Consider the following 17,741-nt stretch of genomic DNA (forward strand, 5'->3'; position numbering starts at 1 on the left):
CTGGCCGGTCTCCATCCAAATCCGGGCGCGGGCCTGCGTCAAGGCAAAGCACAGCCCGCCCGACCCTGAAGCGTCTGAATAATGGGCTCTGATGCTCAAATTTCAGGCACCCGAACGGGTCATCGAGCTGCCATGCTCCCCATGCCACAGATCAGCTTGCATCCCCGATAACCGAATTTGCCAATTGATTAGTCTAAAAACTCACACATAGTGGTTACATGGCAGACACAGGTCCCACCTTCGATGAAATGCTGGCACAGCCGGACCAGCCCCGCCCGCCCTACGAGTCCTATTTCCAGTGGTTCGCCAATGAGGATCTCAAGGATCTCCGCCGCAAGTCGAGAGAGGCCGAGGCCTTCTTTCGCCGGATCGGCATCACCTTCAATGTCTACGGGCAGGACGAAGCGGACGAGAGGCTGATCCCCTTCGATATCGTGCCCCGCATCATCTCGGCGCGCGAATGGGCCACGCTGGAACGCGGCATCGAACAGCGGGTGCGCGCGATCAACGCCTTCCTGCACGACATTTATCACCGGCAGGAAATCCTGCGCGCGGGCCGCATCCCCAAGGAAATCATCTCGAAGAACACGGCCTTCCTGCCGGAAATGATCGGGGTCAACCCGCCCGGCGGCGTCTATACCCATATCGTCGGCACCGATCTGGTGCGCACCGGAGAAAACGAATTCTTCGTGCTGGAGGACAATGCCCGAACCCCGTCCGGTGTCAGCTACATGCTGGAGAACCGGGAAACCATGTTGCAGATGTTCCCCGAGCTGTTCAGCCAGCTGAAAGTGCGCCCGGTCAGCGCCTATCCGCAGCTTCTGCGCCGCTCGCTGGCCGATTGCGCGCCCGAGGGGCTGACCGACCGGCCCACGGTGGCGGTTCTGACCCCCGGCATCCACAACTCCGCCTATTTCGAACACGCCTTCCTGGCCGACCAGATGGGGGCGGAACTGGTTGAAAGCCACGATCTGGTGGTAGAACATGGCCGCGTCGCAATGCGCACCACGCAAGGGTATCACCCGATTGACGTGCTCTACCGGCGCGTCGATGACGATTACCTCGACCCGCTGACCTTCAACCCCGACAGCCTGCTTGGCGTGCCGGGCATCATGGATGTCTATCGCGCCGGCAATATCACCATCGCCAATGCGCCCGGCACCGGCATCGCCGACGACAAGGCGCTTTACAGCTACATGCCCGATATCGTCGAGTTCTACACCGGCGAACGGGCGATCCTGCAAAACGTGCCGACATGGCGCTGTTCCGAGGCGGATTCGCTGGCCTATGTACTCGATCACCTGTCGGAACTGGTGGTCAAGGAGGTGCATGGATCAGGCGGCTACGGGATGCTGGTCGGTCCCGCCGCGTCTAAAAAGGAAATCGCAGCATTTGAGAAGAAACTGCGCGCCCGGCCCTCGAACTACATCGCTCAGCCCACGCTGGCCCTGTCCACCGTGCCGATCCTGTCCAAGGCAGGGCTTGCGCCGCGTCATGTCGATCTGCGCCCCTTCGTTCTGGTCTCCCCCAACAAGGTCGAAATCACGCCCGGCGGCCTGACCCGCGTGGCGCTGAAAAAGGGCTCTCTGGTGGTCAATTCCAGCCAGGGCGGCGGCACCAAAGACACCTGGGTTCTGGGGGACTAAGCCGATGATGCTGGGAAAAACCGCAGGCGGCCTCTTCTGGATGTTTCGCTATATCGAACGGGCCGAAAACACCGCACGACTGCTGGAGGCCGGCTGGCGCATCGCGCTGACCCGGTCCGACGGCGAGTCGAATGAATGGCAATCGGTGATCAGCACCGCCGGGATCGACGCCGCCTATTGCGCGAAATTCGACAGTTTCGACTCCGGCTCAGTGATCAACTTCCTGCTGCGCGACCGCGACAATCCCTCGTCGGTGCTGAATTCCATCGAAGCCGCCCGGTCCAATGCCCGCATGGTGCGCACCGCGCTGTCGTCGGAAGTGTGGGAGGCCGTCAACGAATGCTGGATGGAGGTGAAGTCGGCACTGGCCCGCCCGGTATCGGAACGCACCCTTCATGAACTTCTGGCCGCGATCCGCTATCGTACCTCAGTGGTACGCGGGGCGCTGCACGGGACCATGCTGCGCAACGACATCTTCGCCTTCTCGCGCCTCGGCACCTTCCTGGAACGCGCCGACAACACCGCCCGCATCCTCGACGTCAAATACTACGTCCTTTTGCCCTCCGCCGCCTTCGTCGGCAGCCGCATCGACAATGTGCAATGGGAGGTGATCCTGCGTTCGGTCTCGGCGGAGCGCAGCTATCGCTGGCTCAATGGCGGCGAAACCACGCCCATAGGGATCGCAGAGTTCCTGATCCTCGACAAACGCATGCCCCGGTCCCTGGCCTTCTGCTATTCCAAGATCGGCGAGAACCTGAACTGGCTGGCCAATGACTACGGCGTCCGCCACGACAGCCACAATCTTGCAGACCGCATCTGCGGCCAGTTGAACGGGACCACCGTGAACGCCATCTTCGAGGAAGGGTTGCATGAATTCCTGACCGCCAGCATCAATGACACCTCGACGCTGGCAAGTCTCATCCAGACAGATTTCAGGTTCTTCCAATGAGCAGCCCGATCCGCCTCGCCATCACCCATGTGACCACCTACAGCTATGACCAGCCGGTGCATTACGCGTTGCAGCAACTGCGCCTTGTGCCCCGGTCGGGGCATGGGCAGACCGTGCTGGACTGGTCATCGACCATTATCGGCGGCACCAAGCAGGCCAGCTTTTCCGACCAGTTCGTCAACCACACGGAACTGGTCAAGGTCGATGCCGGTGCCACCCGGATCGAGATTCGCAGCGAAGGCACGGTCGAGGTCGAGGACAATCACGGCGTGATCGGCACTCACAAGGGCTTTGCCCCGCTCTGGCTGTTCGAGAATCCCACCCCAACCACATCCCCCGGCCCCGCGATCCGGGCGCTTGCACGCCAGCTCCGGGCCGAACAGGACGGGGCCGATACGCTGGCGCAATTACACGCATTGTCCGCGATGATCCTGTCGCAGGTCAGCTATGAAACCGGCCGCACCAACAGCGACACAACCGCCGAATCCGCCCTCACCTCGGGCCATGGCGTCTGTCAGGACCACGCCCATATCATGATCGCGGCTGCGCGCCTGTTGGGCCATCCCGCGCGCTATATCTCTGGCTACCTGATGATGAACGATCGCGTCGATCAGGATGCCAGCCACGCCTGGTGCGAGGTCTGGACCGAGGCGCTCGGATGGGTCGGCTTCGACGTGTCGAACGGAATTTCACCGGATGCCCGCTATGTGCGCGTTGCCACCGGCCGCGACTACCGCGATGCCGCCCCGATCATGGGCATTCGCCAGGGCCCCGGTGACGAGCATCTTCAAGTCAGCTTGCAAGTTCAGCAATAGCCTGATTTCTAGACACCGGGATCATACAGAGGACTGCGGCAGTGACGTATTGCGTGGGGCTGAAACTGAACCGGGGGCTGGTGTTCATGTCGGACACACGGACCAATTCCGGCATCGACAATATCTCCACCTTCCGCAAGATGTTCATCTTCGAGCACCCCGGCGAACGCTGCATCACCATCATGACGGCGGGCAATCTGGCCACCACGCAATCGGTGATCAGCCTGCTGGAAGAACGCGGCAAGGCCCCCGATGACCGCAGCCCCGGCATCTACAAGGCCAAGTCGATGTTCCAGGTCGCGACCCTGATCGGCAACACGCTGAAAGAGGTCATCGCCAGCCATGCCGATACCGGCCAGCAGGCCGACGCGATGTTCTCGGCCACGATCATTGTCGGCGGGCAGGTCGGCGACGGCGAACCGCGTATGTTCATGATCTACCCGGAGGGCAACTTCATCGAAGCGAGCGAAGACACGCCCTTCTTCCAGATCGGCGAAACCAAATATGGCCGCCCGATTCTGGTCCGCGCGTTCGAGCCTGAAATGAGCTTCGAGGACGCCATCAAGCTGCTGCTCGTTTCCTTCGACTCGACGATCAAGGCCAACCTCTCGGTCAGCCTGCCGCTCGACCTTCACGCCTATGACACGAACAGCATGAAGCGAGGCCGGGAAATGCGGATCAAGGCGGACAACCCCTATTTCGAAGAGATATCGACCGGCTGGGGCGTGGCCTTGAAAAACGCGTTCCGGGAATTGCCGGATTTCGCCTTCCCGTCCGAATAATCGGTCAAACGTCTGTACGGGGGGTGCACGGGGGGTGTACGCCCGGTGTACGGGGGGTGATGGGCATTTTTTGTCTCTCCCGCCCTTGACCTTCCAGAGACTGGAACCCCTATCTACCGTGCTGACCGAAGATTCGGCCCGAAGGGTTTCACCATGTCCGATCAAGCCAAGACCCACCTGCACATCACCGGCCTCAGCTGCGCCGGATGCGTGCGCCGCGCGGAAACCGCGCTGGCCGCTGTGCCCGGTGTCAGCAGCGCCGAGGTCAGCTTTGCCAGCGAAAGCGCGCGGGTTCTGCACGACCCTTCCGTCGGGGTGGACGAGCTGACAAACGCTTTGGAAACAGCAGGTTACCCGGCAGCGCAGGCGGACGTCACCCTGTCGGTCGAGGGCATGACCTGCGCCTCTTGCGTGGGCCGCGTGGAAAAGGCGTTGCAGGCCGCGCCGGGGGTCTTGTCGGCCTCGGTCAACCTCGCCACGGAAACGGCGCAGGTGCACTATCTGCTGGGGCAATCCAGCCCCTCGCAAATCGCGGGCGCGGCCACGGCTGCGGGCTTCAAGGCGACGATCAAGGGCACGGAACCTGACGGCAAGGATGAACGCAAAGCACAGGAAATTCAAAGCCTTGCGCGGAAAACAATGCTTGCCGCCGCGCTTGTTCTGCCGGTCTTCATCGTCGAGATGGGCGGGCATGTCTTCCCTGCCCTACACCACTATGTGGCGATGACAATCGGCGATCAGACCAGCCGGGTTTTGCAATTCCTGCTGATCGCAATCACCCTCATCGGCCCCGGTCGCGGCTTCTACACCAAGGGCATTCCGGCGCTGCTGAAGGGCGCGCCTGATATGAACTCCCTCGTCGCGCTCGGCACCCTTGCGGCGTTCGGATATTCCACCGTATCCACCTTCGCGCCGGGCCTTTTGCCAGACGGCACCGCGCATGTCTATTTCGAGGCGGCGGGCGTCATTGTCGTGCTGATCCTCCTGGGCCGCCTGCTGGAGGCGCGCGCCAAGGGACGCACCGGAGAAGCGATCCGCAAGCTGTTGAACCTGCAAGCAAAAACCGCCCGTGTGGAGCGTTCCGGCGAGGTCATTGACCTGCCCATAGAAGAGGTCGTCGCAGGCGATATCCTGCATGTCCGTCCCGGTGAGCGGATCGCCGTCGATGGCCGGGTGATCTCGGGCGAAAGCCATGTGGACGAGTCCATGCTGACCGGTGAGCCGGTCCCGGTTCTGAAATCCCGCAAGGCGCAGGTTGTGGGCGGCACCGTGAACGGCGCGGGCGCACTGACCTTCCGGGCCGAGAAGGTGGGCCGCGACACGATGCTGGCGCAGATCATCGCCATGGTCGAGGAAGCCCAGGGCGCGAAACTGCCCATTCAGGGCATGGTGGACCGCATCACAGCCTGGTTTGTCCCTGCGGTCATCGCCGCAAGCCTGCTGACCGTGCTGGTCTGGCTGATCTTCGGCCCAGATCCCGCGCTCAGTCTCGCGCTGGTCGCGGGCGTGTCCGTCATGATCATCGCCTGCCCCTGCGCCATGGGTCTGGCCACGCCGACCTCAATCATGGTGGGCACGGGCCGCGCCGCTGAAATGGGCGTGCTGTTCCGCAAGGGCGACGCGCTGCAAAGCCTGCAAGCGGCGCAGGTAGTGGCCTTCGACAAGACGGGCACGCTGACCGAAGGCCGCCCGGAACTGGTCGCGCTGACGCCCTTGGGCATGTCTGACGATGATGTGTTGCGGCTGGTCGCCAGCGTCGAAAGCAAGTCCGAGCATCCCATAGCCGCCGCCATCCTGCGGGCCGCCAGAACGCGCGGGCTGGAATTTCCGAAACCCGAGGGGTTCCAATCGGTTACGGGCTTTGGTGCGGAGGCGATGGTAGATGGCCGCAAGGTGCTGGTCGGGGCGGATCGCTACATGGATCGCGAGGGCATCGACACCGCCCCGCTGGCGTCAGAGGCCGACCGGCTGGCCAATGATGGCAAGACCGCGCTCTTTGCCGCCGTGGACGGGCAGCTTGCGGCGCTGATTGCCGTAGCCGATCCGGTCAAGCGATCCACCCCCATAGCCCTGACCATCCTGCGTGACATGGGCCTGCAAACCGCCATGATCACCGGCGACACCCCCGCCACGGCCGAGGCCATTGCCCGAGAGCTGCACATCGACCACGTGATCGCGGGCGTACTGCCCGATGGCAAGGTCGAGGCCATCGCGCGGCTGCGCACCCAAGGCACGGTGGCCTTCGTGGGCGACGGGATCAACGACGCGCCTGCACTGGCCTCTGCCGATGTAGGCATTGCCATCGGCACTGGCACCGATATCGCGATTGAGGCGGCGGATGTGGTGCTAATCTCTGGCGATCTGCTTGGCGTGACGAACGCATTGCGCATCAGCGAACGCACGATTGCGAATATCCGGCAAAACCTGTTTTGGGCCTTCGGCTACAACGTGCTGCTTATTCCCGTTGCTGCGGGCGTACTCTATCCGCTTACGGGCATGCTGCTGTCCCCTGCCCTTGCGGCGGGCGCTATGGCGCTGTCCTCGGTCTTCGTGCTGTCCAACGCCCTGAGGCTAAGATGGGTGGGCGCGGCGCATGATGGCGGCCCCGCACCTGCGCAAACCGCCCGGACTTCAATCCCTGCCCCCGCCGAATAAGGACCAGCCCATGAATATCGGAGACGTGGCCGACCGGTCCGGCCTGCCCCCCAAGACGATCCGCTACTACGAGGATATCGGCCTTGTGACCCCGAAACGTGCGGCCAATGGCTATCGCAGCTTTCGCGACAGCGACCTGCACAAGCTGACCTTTCTGGGCCATGCCCGCTCGCTTGGGTTTTCCATCGAGGATTGCAGGGCTCTGCTGGCGCTCTACGAGGATGAAACCCGCGCCAGCAGCGATGTGAAGCGGATCGCCAAGGATCATCTTGCGAGAATTGACAAAAAAATCGCGGACCTGGCCGCGATGCGCGATACGCTGTCCCATCTGGTGCGGGAATGCGCGGGCGATGATCGGCCGGATTGCCCGATTCTGCAGGGGCTGGAAGACGGGTGATGGCTTCCGATCCGCTCCATTCCGCCACGATCCGGCGCGCGAAGGTCTGCCTGCGACGCGGAAAAGTCGCGCGTGGTGGATCGACATTTCCAAATGCATTGCTAGTCTGACCCCAAGACGCCCACGGGCTATGGCCCGGGGCGCGAAGATCAGGGAGATGACATGAACTATCATAGTCCTTCGAGTTTCGAAGAAGCCTCGGCCATTGCGGCGCAGGCGGGGGGAACCACGCGGTTTCTGGCAGGTGGAACGGATGTGCTGGTGCAGTTGCGCGCCGATATCGTGACGCCCGACGACCTTATCGACATCAAGCACATCCCCGGCGTGAAAGAGATCGCCCGGACAGACGGTGGCGGCTGGCGCATCGGCGTGGCCGTGGCGGGCGCAGAGATGACGGAATGCGCCGAACTTTGCGCCGACTGGCCGGGTGTGGTCGAGGGGATGGACCTGATTGGCTCCACCCAGGTGCAGGGCCGCGCGACGCTGGTTGGGAACCTCTGCAACGGCTCGCCCGCCGCCGACGCGGTTCCCGGCATGATCGCGGCGGGCTGCACCGTCACCGTGACCGGCCCCGAGGGCACGCGCGAGGTGGCGGTGGAAGACATCCCCACAGGCCCCGGCAAGACCGCGCTAGCCAAAGGGGAGCTGATCACCGCCGTGACGATCCCTGCGCGGGGCGAGAACGGCGGCGACGCCTATCTACGCTTCATCCCGCGCACCGAGATGGATATTGCCGTTGTGGGCTGCGCCGTGAACCTGCGGCTCGATGGCGATACCATTACTGAAGCGCGCGTGTCGCTTGGCGCGGTCGCCCCCACGGCCCTTCTTGTAGAAGAAGCAGCGCAGGCGATCATCGGCACCACGCTGGATGACGCGGCGCTCGACGCGCTGGCGGCGGCGGCCTCTGCCGCCTGCAACCCCATTGACGACAAGCGCGGCACGATCGAGTTCCGCACCCATGTGGCCGGCGTGCTGGCCCGACGGGCGGCGAAGATCGCCTATGCCCGCGCGAAAGGAGAAAACGCATGACCAAGCGTATCCATGTCAGCACAACGGTAAACGGCGACGAGGTCGACTATCTCTGCGACCCGCGCGAAACCCTGCTCGACTGCCTGCGCGACCATCTGGGCGTGATGGGCGTGAAGGAAGGCTGCGGCACCGGCGATTGCGGGGCGTGCTCTGTCACACTGGACGGGCGGCTGGTCTGTTCCTGTCTTGTCTTGGGCGTCGAGGCCGAGGGCAAGGAGATCGGCACCGTCGAAGGCATGGCCGACGGCGAGGTCCTGCACCCGCTGCAGCGCAAGTTCATCGAACATGCCGCCCTGCAATGCGGGATCTGCACGCCGGGCATTCTGGTTGCGGCCAAGAACCTGTTGGAGCGGAACCCCGACCCCACGGAAACCGAGCTGCGTTATTGGCTGGCGGGCAACCTCTGCCGCTGCACCGGTTATGACAAGATCATTCGCGCCGTGATGGATGCGGCGGCTGAAATGCGGGAGGCTTCGTAATGGCTCTGGACGGACAAAAGACCGCTTACAAATATATCGGCACCACCCCCAACCGCCCCGACGGGCTGGACAAGGTCACGGGCCGGGCGCGCTACGGCGCGGATATCTCGGTGCCTGGCATGCTGCACGGCGCAGTGGTGCGCAGCCCCCATGCCCATGCGAAGATCGTCAAGATCGACGCAACGAAGGCGCTGGCGATGGAGGGTGTGAAGGCCGTCATCACCCGTGCCGATTTCCCCGAAGGGCTGGAAGGCGAGGACTGGGATATCCAGGAAAACTGCATGGCCGGGGAAAAGGCGCTCTATGACGGTCATGCCGTCGCCGCCGTCGCCGCCACATCGCCGCTCGTGGCCCGCGACGCGGCCAAGGCGATCGAGGTGACCTACGAGATCCTGCCCCACGTCACGGACGTGGATGAGGCGATGAAGGAGGGCGCGCCGGTCATCCGTGAAGGCGCTGCCGATTTCTCGGTGCCCGAAGGGCTGCACCCCAATGTGGTGCGCTATTTCGACAGCGGCCGGGGCGATCTGGACAAGGGCTTTGCCGAGGCCGATCTGATCATCGAGCGCAGCTTCACCACCGAGGCCGCGCATCAGGGCTATATCGAACCCCATGCCTGCCTCGGCCAGATGGGCGCCGATAACCGGGGCGAGCTTTGGGTCTGCACGCAAGGTCATTGGTTCATGCGCCGCATGTCGACCGCCGTTCTGGGCATCGAGACCACCAATATCCGCGTGACGCCCTCGGAAATCGGGGGCGGTTTCGGCGGCAAGACGACTGTCTTTATCGAACCCCTGTCACTGGCGCTGAGCCGCAAGGCAGGCGGCAAGCCGGTGAAGATGGTGATGAGCCGCAACGAGGTGCTGCGCGCCACCGGGCCGACGGCCTCGGCCTCGATGGACGTCAAGATGGGCATGACCAAGGATGGCAGGATCACCGCCGCCCATGGCACCTTCCGCATGCAGGGCGGCGCTTTTGCCGGTGCCCCCGTGGATGTGACCACTATGCTTGCCTTCGCCAATTACGACATCGAGCATGTGCACCATATCGGCTATGACGTGATCACCAACCGCCCCCGCCAGGCCGCCTATCGCGCGCCGGGGGCCCCGATGGCGGCCTTCGCCACCGAAAGCGTGATTGATGAGCTCTGCCGGGAGCTGGGGCTCGACCCGATCGACACGCGGTTGAAGAACGCCGCCAAGGAAGGCACGCGGGCGACCTTCGGGCCGAAATACGGGCCGATTGGCTTCATGGAAACGCTGGAAGCCGCCAAGGCGCATCCGAATTACTCTGAACCGCTCGGCCCCAATCAGGGGCGCGGGGTGGCCTCGGGCTATTGGATGAACTGGGGTGGCGAGACCTCGGCCTCGGTGGCGATTTCCGAGGATGGCTCGGTGACTGTTTCCGTGGGCACCCCCGATATCGGCGGCAGCCGGGCCTCGATGGCGCTGATGGCGGCGGAAGCCTTTGGCATTCCTTACGAAAACGTGCGGGTCAACATCTCGGACACCGGTGCGCTTGGCGTCAATGAACCCACCCATGGCAGCCGCGCGACCTATGCGTCGGGTCTGGCCACGATCCGCGCGGCGGAGGAATGCATCGGCAAGATGTGCAAACGCGCCGCCGACAAATGGGGCATCGACCCGGAGGCGGTGGTCTGGGAAGACGGCTGCGCCAAGCCCTCTGGCCCCAATGCCGGGGAATTCCCGCCGATGACCATCGCCGAAATCGCGGGCGAAATGGGCGGCACTGGCGGGCCGATCTCTGGCCATTACGAGGACAGCCCCGCGGGCTTCTCCGGCAGCTTCGGCACCCATGTGGTGGATGTGGAGGTCGACCCCGAAACCGGCCGCACCACGATCCTGCGCTATCTGGTGGTGCAGGATGCGGGCAAGGCCATTCACCCCGCCTACGTGGAAGGCCAGTTCCAGGGCGGTGCCGCGCAGGGCATCGGTTGGGCGCTGAACGAGGAATATATCTATGGCGAGGACGGGCGGCTGCAAAACCCGGTCTTCCTCGACTACCGCGTGCCGGTCGCCTCGGACCTGCCGATGATCGACACGGTGATCGTGGAGGTGCCCAATCCCGGCCACCCCTACGGCGTGCGCGGCGTGGGCGAGACCGGCATCACACCGCCCCTGCCCGCTGTCGCCAACGCGGTGCGCGACGCCACCGGCAAGCGCATCTGCAAACTGCCGCTGCGCCCCTCTCGCGTTCTGGCCGCGATCCAGGGCAAGGAGGTCTGATGGCAGAGCTGCACCTGTGGTCAGGGCTGCGTGCCCTGGCCGACGGGAAAGAGATGGTGGAGATCGAGGGCGAAACCGTGGGCCAGGTTCTGGACGGGCTGGTCGCGGCCTATCCGGGGCTGGAACCGGCGCTGAAACGCGGCGTCTCGGTTGCGGTGGACGGGCAGATCGTGCCCAATAGCCGCAATCACCCGGTCAAGCCCGACAGCGAAATCTTCCTGTTGCAGAAACTGGCGGGCGGCTAGGCGGACGTCGGTTACGCCCCGTCATCTGGCGGGCGTTGCACGGGTCGGCCCGAGAAAAGCTGTCCAACATCAAAGCACTCGGCTCGTGTTTCGGGCTTCTTGGTGCCGTTCACAGGAACTTCTCCCATTGGGGGGCGCACCCGGATCAACGCCGACAGGCGGTGTCGCCATTGATGACAGATTTGCGCGGAGGGCCTGTAAGCCGGATTCTGTCCCCCGCGGGTTTCCTCGCGGATCGATGACCATTCCTCTAGGCCTGCGTTTGCACGCAGGCTCCAGCTGCCAACCCGGACCTCTCGGGCTGAAGCGACCCTGTGACAGGCACGCGAGGTCCCTATTTGGCGTTGCTCCCGGTGGGGCTTGCCGTGCCGGTCCTGTTGCCAGTCCCGCGGTGGTCTCTTACTCCACCGTTTCACCCTTACCGCCGGCGGTATCGGTTGCCCGACCGGCCCGGTGGCGGTTTCATTTCTGTGGCGCTTTCCGTCGGATTGCTCCGCCCGGGCGTTACCCGGCACCGTTGCTTCAGGGAGTCCGGACTTTCCTCGGACGGGTTGCCCCGCCCGCGGCCATCCAGCCCTCCGCGCCATCGCGACCTAGGGGCGTGCGGGGGGAAGGTCAAGCCCGTCTGGCAGGGAAACGTGCGGCGAGATCGGCCATGATCCCCATGTCACGGGTATCGAGCGGCCCGTCGTGGCGCGGGCGAAAGCGCAGGCGCAGCGTGGTCAGCAGCAGATCGTCGGTCGTCTCGGGGTAGCCAAAGCGCGCGGCATCTGCGCGAAACCGGGGCCAATCCACGGCGATATCCTGTGGCTCCGGCCAGACCGACAGCCCCTGTCGGGCGAGCCTTTGCCAGTCGAAGCGCGGGCCGGGGTCGTTCTTTCGGTCGGGCGCCATGTCGGAATGCGCGATGACCCCCTCGGGCGCGATAGACCAGCGTGACAGGATGCCCGGCAGCAACGCCTCCAGCGCCGCGATCTGGCGCGCGGCGAAGGGGGTGTAGCCGGTATTGGCCAGCTCTATCCCGATCGACCGGGAATTGACATCGTCCCGCCCGGCCCATGCGCCCGCGCCTGCGTGCCAGGCGCGCATCTCTTCTTCGACCAGCGCCATGACCTCACCCGCCTCGGAAATCAGGTAATGCGCCGACACCTCGCGCGCAGGGTTGCACAGCGCGCGGCATGCAGCTTCGCAGCTGTCCATGGCGGTGTAGTGCAGGACGACCAGTTCCGGTCTCAGCCCGTCGCGGCGGGGGCTGAAATTGGGCGAGCGGATCACTGGTTGCGGGCAGCGGCGGCGGCGTTGCGGTAGACGGTCGGATCCCATCCACAGGCATAGCCATCGCCATCGGGGTCGAGCGCCTGCCGGTCGCGCTCGGGCCCGCCCATGGACAGGAACGCCTCCTGCGCCAGATCGTCGGACCGGTAGGCCAGGCAATTCCGTTCATGCCGTCCTTGCCCGAAGGGCGACCGGCGAAAGACCTGATTTCCCAATGGGTTCGAGGTGGTCAGCGCGTATTCGATGATATTGGGGCCGGTGGAGCCGGGGCGCTCGGGCACCGCTATGGGGGCGATCTCGACCCGCTGTTCCTGCATGCGTTGCAGCCGTTCGGCATCGCTTTCGATGGATTCGCGCCCCGCAACCGCCTCGAAATCCTGTTCGTCCGAGATGCTGGTGTGGCCAGCTGTTGGTGGGGGGGCCGGGGTCGTTCCCTCGGCCTCGTCGATGGCCCCCGCTGCCAGCGCGGCGATATCAGGACGGTCCTCGCGAGCGGGTGGCAGAACGGTCTGCGGCTGACCACCCGCAAGCGCGGCCTCACGCTCCGCCCGTTCCTGCGCCAGATGCTGGTTGTAATCGCCAAAGCCGACGCCGCGCGCGTCCTCGGGCTGGGACGCACAGGCCCCAAGCAGCAGGAACGTCAGCCCCGTCATCGCCAGTTTCTGCATCTGCCCACCCTCGATCGTGTTTTGTCAGGCTTTTACCACCATTTGGCGGGTTTCGCCACAAAACCGGCCGCGTTTTCCAGCGCATAAGCGGTGTTCAGCAGATCGCCTTCCTCCCACGGGCGGCCAATCAGCTGCAGCCCAAGCGGCAGTCCCTGCGCGTCGAGGCCTGTCGGCACCGCCACACCGGGCAGTCCGGCAAGGTTCACGGTCACGGTGAAGACGTCGTTGAGATACATCTCGACCGGGTCCGACACCTCTTTGCCAAGCTCGAAGGCAGCAGAGGGCGTGGCGGGGGTCAGGATGCTGTCGACACCTTCAGCGAAGACATCGTCGAAGTCCTTCTTGATCAGCGCGCGCACCTTGCGGGCGCGGTTGTAATAGGCGTCGTAGAAGCCCGCCGACAGCACATAGGTGCCGATCATCACGCGGCGCTGCACCTCGGCTCCGAAGCCCTCGGCGCGGGTCTTTTCATACATCTCGGTGATGCCGTCGCCATGGCCCAGTTTGGCGCGGTGCCCAAAGCGCACCCCGTCATAGCGGGCGAGGTTCGAGGACGCCTCGGCGGGTGCGATCACGTAATAGGCGGGCAGCGCGTATTTGGTGTGCGGCAGGCTGATATCGCGGATTTCGGCGCCCGCATCGCGCAGCATCTCGGCCCCCTGATGCCAAAGCGTCTCGATCTCTTCGGGCATGCCGTCCATGCGGTATTCCTCGGGAATCCCGATGACCTTGCCGCGAATGTCGCCGGTCAGCATCGCCTCGAAATCCGGCACCGCCAGATCGGCGGAGGTCGAGTCTTTCGGGTCATGCCCCATCATCGCGCGGCCCATGATCGCCGCATCGCGGACGGTCTTGGTCATTGGCCCCGCCTGATCCAGCGAGGACGCAAAGGCCACGATGCCCCACCGGGAACAGCGCCCATAGGTGGGTTTCAGGCCCACGGTGCCGGTGAAGGCGGCGGGCTGTCGGATCGAGCCGCCGGTATCGGTGCCGGTCGCGGCCAGGCACAGGTCAGCCGCCACGGCAGAGGCCGAGCCACCGGAAGAGCCGCCGGGCGTCAGCAGGTCCTCGCCATTGCCGGCCTTCCACGGATTCACCGCATTGCCATAAACGGAGGTTTCGTTCGAGGACCCCATGGCGAATTCGTCCATGTTGAGCTTGCCGAGCATCACGGCGCCTGCGTCTTTCAGCTGGCCCGAAACGGTCGATTCATACTGCGGCAGGAAGCCTTCGAGGATTTTGGAGGCCGCCTGCGAGGGCACACCCTCGGTGCAGAAGAGATCCTTGATGCCCACGGGAATGCCGCACATGTCGGGCGCATCGCCCGCCGCGATCCGCGCGTCGGCGGCCTTGGCCCGCTCCAGCGCCAGATCCGGCGTCTTGTGCACGAAGGCGCCAAGCGCATCAGCACCGTCGATGGCGGCCAAGCAAGCCTCGGTCAGCGCGACAGAGGTGGTTTCGCCCTTACGCAGCGCGTCGCGCGCCTCGGCGATGGTCAGCTTGTTGAGATCGGACATTATTCCACCACCTTCGGAACCGCGAAAAACCCTTCCCGTGCATCGGGGGCATTGGCCAGAACCTTGGCCTGCTGATTGCCATCGGTCACCACATCCTCGCGCCGTTTCAGGCGCATCGGCGTGACCGAGGTCATCGGCTCCACGTCATCGACATTCAGTTCCTGCAACTGCTCGATGAAGCCGAGGATCGCGTTGAACTCGCCTGCCAGCGCGGGCAGGTCTTCCTCTTCCACCTTGATCCGCGCGAGCTTCGCGACGCGGGCGGCGGTTTCGATGTCGATGGACATGGGGTGTTACACCTTCGGGCTTGTGCAGTCTGGATCGGGCATCGGTTTACCGGGCAAGGCGCAGAGCCGCAAGCGCCTGCAACGCTGATTTGCGGCGAATCCCGTTTGACGAAGGTCCCTCTGCGGCTAACCTTCGGGCAATGTGATCTTTAGGACAGGGAGAAGACCCATGAACATCATCTGGCTCGGGCACGGCAGTTTCCGCATCGAGATCGCAGGACAGGTCCTGCTGGTCGATCCATGGTTCACCGGCAACCCGGTCTTTCCCGAGGACCGCAAGGCGGACGCGATTGCCGGGGCCACCCATATCCTGCTGACCCATTGTCACTTCGATCACGTAGCCGATGTGGTGGATCTGGCGAAGGACATGGCGGTGCCGGTCGTGGGCCAGTATGACCTGATGGGGTATTGGGCCGAAAATGAGGGGATCGAGACCGTCGGTTTCAACAAGGGCGGTACGGTGCAACTGGGCGATGTGGCGGTGACGATGGTCAACGCGGTGCATTCGTCGAGCTTTGGCACGCCCGATGGACCGAAATGGGGCGGCACCGAATGCGGCTTCATGATCGCGGGCGAGGGCCGGACCATCTATTTCTCGGGCGACACGGATGTGATGGCGGATATGGGCGTCTTCGCCGACCTGCATGCGCCCGATATCGGCATTCTGGCCGCAGGCGGGCATTTTACCATGGATATGAGACGGGTGGCCTACGCGGCGAAAAAATTCTTCGATTTCAAGACGGTGATCCCCTGCCATTACCGGACCTTCCCGATCCTGGAGCAAAATGCAGATGCGCTGGCCGCTGCCCTGCCCGGTGTCGACGTAATCGAGCCGGAGGTGATGGAAGCGATTGCGCTGTAAGGGATTTCGAATGGCCTTCGGCCATCCGACCCGCGGGGGGATCCTCCCCGTCGCCATTGGGCTTGAACCAATGGCGCATCCAATGGCGACCCCCTGAGGTATTTGGGCCAAGATGAAAGAGTTATCTTCGGGGCGCGAAGAATTTCTTGAGCAGCTCCGACGCCTCGCGTTCCCCTATCCCGCAATAGACCTCGGGCTTGTGATGGGCCTGCGGGTGATCGAAGACGCGCGGGCCTTGCGCGACGCCACCCGATTTCGGGTCCGCCGCGCCGTAATAGAGCCGCGCGATGCGGGCCGCCGAAATGGCCCCCGCGCAGGCCGGGCAGGGTTCCAGCGTCACGTAGAGATCGCAGCCGCTCAGCCGTTCCGACCCAAGCGCCGCGCAGGCCGCGCGGATGGCCAGCATCTCGGCATGTGCCGTGGGGTCCTTCAGCTCTCGCATCCGGTTGCGGGTTTGCGCCAGAACCGTGCAATCGGGGCCGACGATCACGGCCCCCACGGGCACCTCGCCCGCCTCTGCGGCAAGGCGCGCCTCATTAAGCGCGGTCTGCATATGGCTGATGAAACCGGTCATTCCCTTCCCTTTGCCGCTTTCCAAGCCGCTGTCAAACCGCTAGTCCAAAGCCATGAGCACCAACACCCCAGAGGGCGACCGCATCGCCAAGGTTCTGTCCCGCGCCGGCATCGCCAGCAGGCGGGAGGCGGAACGCATGATCGAGGCGGGCCGCGTCACCGTCAATGGCAAGAAAATCGACAGCCCGGCGCTGAACGTGACGCCTGCCGACAAGATCACCGTTGACGGCAAGGAGGTGGGTGAGCCCGATCGCCCGCGCCTGTGGCTCTATCACAAGCCGCAGGGCCTGGTGACCACGACGAGCGACGAAAAGGGCCGCGAGACGGTCTTCGACACGCTGCCCGAGGGGATGCCGCGGGTGATGAGCGTCGGGCGGCTCGACCTCAATTCCGAGGGTCTGCTGCTGCTGACCAATGATGGCGGCGTCAAGCGCAAGCTGGAGCTTCCCTCGACCGGCTGGCTGCGCAAGTATCGGGTGCGGGTGAAGGGCACTCCCAAGGACGAGGATCTGGCCCCGCTGCGCAAGGGTGTGACCATCGAAGGCGAACGGTTCCAGCCGATGGACGTGACGCTCGACCGCCAGCAGGGCGCGAATGCCTGGCTGACCGTGGGCTTGCGCGAAGGCAAGAACCGCGAGATCCGCCGCGCCATGGGCGAAGTGGGCCTTGATGTGAACCGGCTGATCCGGGTCAGCTATGGCCCCTTCCGGCTGAACGAGCTGAAACCCGGCGAGGTCGAGGAAATCAAGCCCAAGGTGCTGCGCGACCAACTGGGGATCGCCCTGCCCGACGGTCATGCGGAAGCAAAGGCGAAGCCAACGCGGCCCGGTGTAAAGAAACCCCGCAAGGCACCGCCCAAAGGGCCCAAGGGCCCCGTAGCCAACAGGCGCTGAGCCTAGCGCACAACGTAGACCGAAACCGGCGCATAGGTTGCCACATAGCCCGCATTCGAGGTCAGGAAGTGGTCTTTGAACCCCGGCACATGGCTGGCCATCACGATAAGGTCGCACCCGGCATCCTCGGCTGCCTTGATGATCTCGCGCCCCACATGCAGATGCAGGTCTCCGCGCAGGAGGACGTGGTCATCCGTGCGAATCCCGTGGGTGTTGGCCTGGGTATCGGCAAAGGCATCGAGCTGCTTCTGCGCCTCGTGCCCTTCCAGCCGTTTCGAGGCGGTTGGCACCGGGTCGATCACGCTCACATAGGTGACCGTGGCCTCATGCTCTTTCGCGGCTTTCCCGGCAATGTCGAGAGCCTTGTCGAGCTTGTCGATATGATCCAGATCGACCGGCACCAGAATGCGAGACGTCATGTTG

Annotated in this window: 18 protein-coding genes and 1 other RNA gene; 12 read left to right on the forward strand and 7 right to left on the reverse strand. The window is 64.2% G+C overall.

What is annotated here, in order from left to right; genetic code table 11:
* The first annotated feature begins 218 nt into the window (after window positions 1-218).
* The 10 genes from EP237_RS09655 to EP237_RS09700 all read left to right on the forward strand — a co-directional run bounded on the left by EP237_RS09655 (window position 219) and on the right by EP237_RS09700 (window position 11,243).
* Window positions 219-1,646, forward strand: coding sequence for a circularly permuted type 2 ATP-grasp protein (locus tag EP237_RS09655; RefSeq protein WP_240661595.1), 1,428 nt, complete (start codon window positions 219-221; stop codon window positions 1,644-1,646).
* Between the two features lie 7 nt (window positions 1,647-1,653).
* On the forward strand, window positions 1,654-2,595 hold the full coding sequence (locus EP237_RS09660; RefSeq protein ID WP_127560673.1) for an alpha-E domain-containing protein: 942 nt from the start codon (window positions 1,654-1,656) through the stop codon (window positions 2,593-2,595).
* Window positions 2,592-3,410, forward strand: a complete 819-nt coding sequence (locus EP237_RS09665; protein ID WP_240661596.1) for a transglutaminase family protein — start codon at window positions 2,592-2,594, stop codon at window positions 3,408-3,410. Before EP237_RS09660 ends, EP237_RS09665 begins: the two co-directional genes overlap by 4 nt.
* A 41-nt stretch (window positions 3,411-3,451) precedes the next feature.
* A complete protein-coding gene (locus EP237_RS09670; RefSeq protein ID WP_127560552.1) occupies window positions 3,452-4,192 on the forward strand; it encodes a proteasome-type protease in 741 nt (246 codons plus the stop codon).
* Between the two features lie 153 nt (window positions 4,193-4,345).
* Window positions 4,346-6,847, forward strand: a complete 2,502-nt coding sequence (locus EP237_RS09675; protein ID WP_127560554.1) for a heavy metal translocating P-type ATPase — start codon at window positions 4,346-4,348, stop codon at window positions 6,845-6,847.
* A gap of 10 nt (window positions 6,848-6,857) precedes the next feature.
* Window positions 6,858-7,244, forward strand: a complete 387-nt coding sequence (gene cueR, locus EP237_RS09680) for a Cu(I)-responsive transcriptional regulator (protein WP_127560556.1) — start codon at window positions 6,858-6,860, stop codon at window positions 7,242-7,244.
* A gap of 162 nt (window positions 7,245-7,406) precedes the next feature.
* Complete coding sequence (locus tag EP237_RS09685; RefSeq protein ID WP_127560558.1) at window positions 7,407-8,273, forward strand: FAD binding domain-containing protein; 867 nt, start codon at window positions 7,407-7,409, stop codon at window positions 8,271-8,273.
* A complete protein-coding gene (locus tag EP237_RS09690; RefSeq protein WP_127560560.1) occupies window positions 8,270-8,752 on the forward strand; it encodes a (2Fe-2S)-binding protein in 483 nt (160 codons plus the stop codon). The genes EP237_RS09685 and EP237_RS09690 overlap by 4 nt, the downstream gene beginning before the upstream one ends.
* Complete coding sequence (locus EP237_RS09695; RefSeq protein ID WP_127560562.1) at window positions 8,752-10,998, forward strand: xanthine dehydrogenase family protein molybdopterin-binding subunit; 2,247 nt, start codon at window positions 8,752-8,754, stop codon at window positions 10,996-10,998. Before EP237_RS09690 ends, EP237_RS09695 begins: the two co-directional genes overlap by 1 nt.
* The gene (locus tag EP237_RS09700) at window positions 10,998-11,243 is read left to right on the forward strand and encodes a MoaD/ThiS family protein (protein WP_127560564.1); all 246 of its coding nucleotides are present in this window, start codon (window positions 10,998-11,000) and stop codon (window positions 11,241-11,243) included. Before EP237_RS09695 ends, EP237_RS09700 begins: the two co-directional genes overlap by 1 nt.
* Before the next feature lie 182 nt (window positions 11,244-11,425).
* Here the strand turns inward: EP237_RS09700 and rnpB are convergent.
* The 5 genes from rnpB to gatC all read right to left on the reverse strand — a co-directional run bounded on the left by rnpB (window position 11,426) and on the right by gatC (window position 14,990).
* An RNA gene (gene rnpB / locus EP237_RS09705) (RNase P RNA component class A) lies at window positions 11,426-11,825 on the reverse strand.
* 33 nt (window positions 11,826-11,858) lie between these two features.
* A complete protein-coding gene (locus tag EP237_RS09710; RefSeq protein WP_127560566.1) occupies window positions 11,859-12,566 on the reverse strand; it encodes an N-acetylmuramoyl-L-alanine amidase in 708 nt (235 codons plus the stop codon).
* Complete coding sequence (locus EP237_RS09715; RefSeq protein WP_127560568.1) at window positions 12,515-13,186, reverse strand: hypothetical protein; 672 nt, start codon at window positions 13,184-13,186, stop codon at window positions 12,515-12,517. Before EP237_RS09715 ends, EP237_RS09710 begins: the two co-directional genes overlap by 52 nt.
* Before the next feature lie 32 nt (window positions 13,187-13,218).
* Window positions 13,219-14,703: an Asp-tRNA(Asn)/Glu-tRNA(Gln) amidotransferase subunit GatA gene (gene gatA / locus EP237_RS09720; protein ID WP_127560570.1), complete on the reverse strand. Its 1,485-nt coding sequence runs from the start codon at window positions 14,701-14,703 to the stop codon at window positions 13,219-13,221.
* The gene (gene gatC / locus EP237_RS09725; RefSeq protein WP_127560572.1) at window positions 14,703-14,990 is read right to left on the reverse strand and encodes an Asp-tRNA(Asn)/Glu-tRNA(Gln) amidotransferase subunit GatC; all 288 of its coding nucleotides are present in this window, start codon (window positions 14,988-14,990) and stop codon (window positions 14,703-14,705) included. The genes gatA and gatC overlap by 1 nt, the downstream gene beginning before the upstream one ends.
* Window positions 14,991-15,159: 169 nt before the next feature.
* On the opposite strand from gatC, the gene EP237_RS09730 reads away from it, so the two are divergent.
* Window positions 15,160-15,852: a metal-dependent hydrolase gene (locus EP237_RS09730; RefSeq protein WP_127560574.1), complete on the forward strand. Its 693-nt coding sequence runs from the start codon at window positions 15,160-15,162 to the stop codon at window positions 15,850-15,852.
* 121 nt (window positions 15,853-15,973) lie between these two features.
* Here the strand turns inward: EP237_RS09730 and EP237_RS09735 are convergent, their stop codons facing one another.
* On the reverse strand, window positions 15,974-16,426 hold the full coding sequence (locus EP237_RS09735) for a nucleoside deaminase (RefSeq protein WP_127560576.1): 453 nt from the start codon (window positions 16,424-16,426) through the stop codon (window positions 15,974-15,976).
* A gap of 52 nt (window positions 16,427-16,478) precedes the next feature.
* Here EP237_RS09735 and EP237_RS09740 point away from each other — a divergent pair, with 52 nt between their 5' ends.
* Entirely contained in the window at window positions 16,479-17,318 is an 840-nt protein-coding gene (locus tag EP237_RS09740; protein ID WP_127560578.1) for a pseudouridine synthase, read from the forward strand.
* 2 nt (window positions 17,319-17,320) lie between these two features.
* On the opposite strand, the gene EP237_RS09745 is transcribed toward EP237_RS09740, so the two are convergent.
* Complete coding sequence (locus EP237_RS09745) at window positions 17,321-17,737, reverse strand: universal stress protein (RefSeq protein WP_127560580.1); 417 nt, start codon at window positions 17,735-17,737, stop codon at window positions 17,321-17,323.
* Between the last annotated feature and the right edge of the window lie 4 nt (window positions 17,738-17,741).

The organism is Nioella ostreopsis (assembly GCF_004000255.1).
GTDB classification, from domain to species: Bacteria; Pseudomonadota; Alphaproteobacteria; order Rhodobacterales; family Rhodobacteraceae; genus Nioella; species Nioella ostreopsis.

Bases quoted from the DNA above. Each gene is read 5' to 3' on its own strand.
- EP237_RS09690 (WP_127560560.1), top strand. From the start codon at position 8,270: ATGACCAAGCGTATCCATGTCAGCACAACGGTAAACGGCGACGAGGTC.
- EP237_RS09665 (WP_240661596.1), top strand. From the start codon at position 2,592: ATGAGCAGCCCGATCCGCCTCGCCATCACCCATGTGACCACCTACAGC.
- EP237_RS09730 (WP_127560574.1), top strand. From the start codon at position 15,160: ATGAACATCATCTGGCTCGGGCACGGCAGTTTCCGCATCGAGATCGCA.
- EP237_RS09715 (WP_127560568.1), bottom strand. From the start codon at position 13,186: ATGCAGAAACTGGCGATGACGGGGCTGACGTTCCTGCTGCTTGGGGCC.
- EP237_RS09685 (WP_127560558.1), top strand. From the start codon at position 7,407: ATGAACTATCATAGTCCTTCGAGTTTCGAAGAAGCCTCGGCCATTGCG.
- EP237_RS09710 (WP_127560566.1), bottom strand. From the start codon at position 12,566: ATGGGATCCGACCGTCTACCGCAACGCCGCCGCCGCTGCCCGCAACCA.
- EP237_RS09740 (WP_127560578.1), top strand. From the start codon at position 16,479: ATGAGCACCAACACCCCAGAGGGCGACCGCATCGCCAAGGTTCTGTCC.
- EP237_RS09660 (WP_127560673.1), top strand. From the start codon at position 1,654: ATGCTGGGAAAAACCGCAGGCGGCCTCTTCTGGATGTTTCGCTATATC.
- EP237_RS09675 (WP_127560554.1), top strand. From the start codon at position 4,346: ATGTCCGATCAAGCCAAGACCCACCTGCACATCACCGGCCTCAGCTGC.
- gatC (WP_127560572.1), bottom strand. From the start codon at position 14,990: ATGTCCATCGACATCGAAACCGCCGCCCGCGTCGCGAAGCTCGCGCGG.
- gatA (WP_127560570.1), bottom strand. From the start codon at position 14,703: ATGTCCGATCTCAACAAGCTGACCATCGCCGAGGCGCGCGACGCGCTG.
- EP237_RS09735 (WP_127560576.1), bottom strand. From the start codon at position 16,426: ATGACCGGTTTCATCAGCCATATGCAGACCGCGCTTAATGAGGCGCGC.
- EP237_RS09655 (WP_240661595.1), top strand. From the start codon at position 219: ATGGCAGACACAGGTCCCACCTTCGATGAAATGCTGGCACAGCCGGAC.
- EP237_RS09745 (WP_127560580.1), bottom strand. From the start codon at position 17,737: ATGACGTCTCGCATTCTGGTGCCGGTCGATCTGGATCATATCGACAAG.
- EP237_RS09695 (WP_127560562.1), top strand. From the start codon at position 8,752: ATGGCTCTGGACGGACAAAAGACCGCTTACAAATATATCGGCACCACC.
- cueR (WP_127560556.1), top strand. From the start codon at position 6,858: ATGAATATCGGAGACGTGGCCGACCGGTCCGGCCTGCCCCCCAAGACG.
- EP237_RS09700 (WP_127560564.1), top strand. From the start codon at position 10,998: ATGGCAGAGCTGCACCTGTGGTCAGGGCTGCGTGCCCTGGCCGACGGG.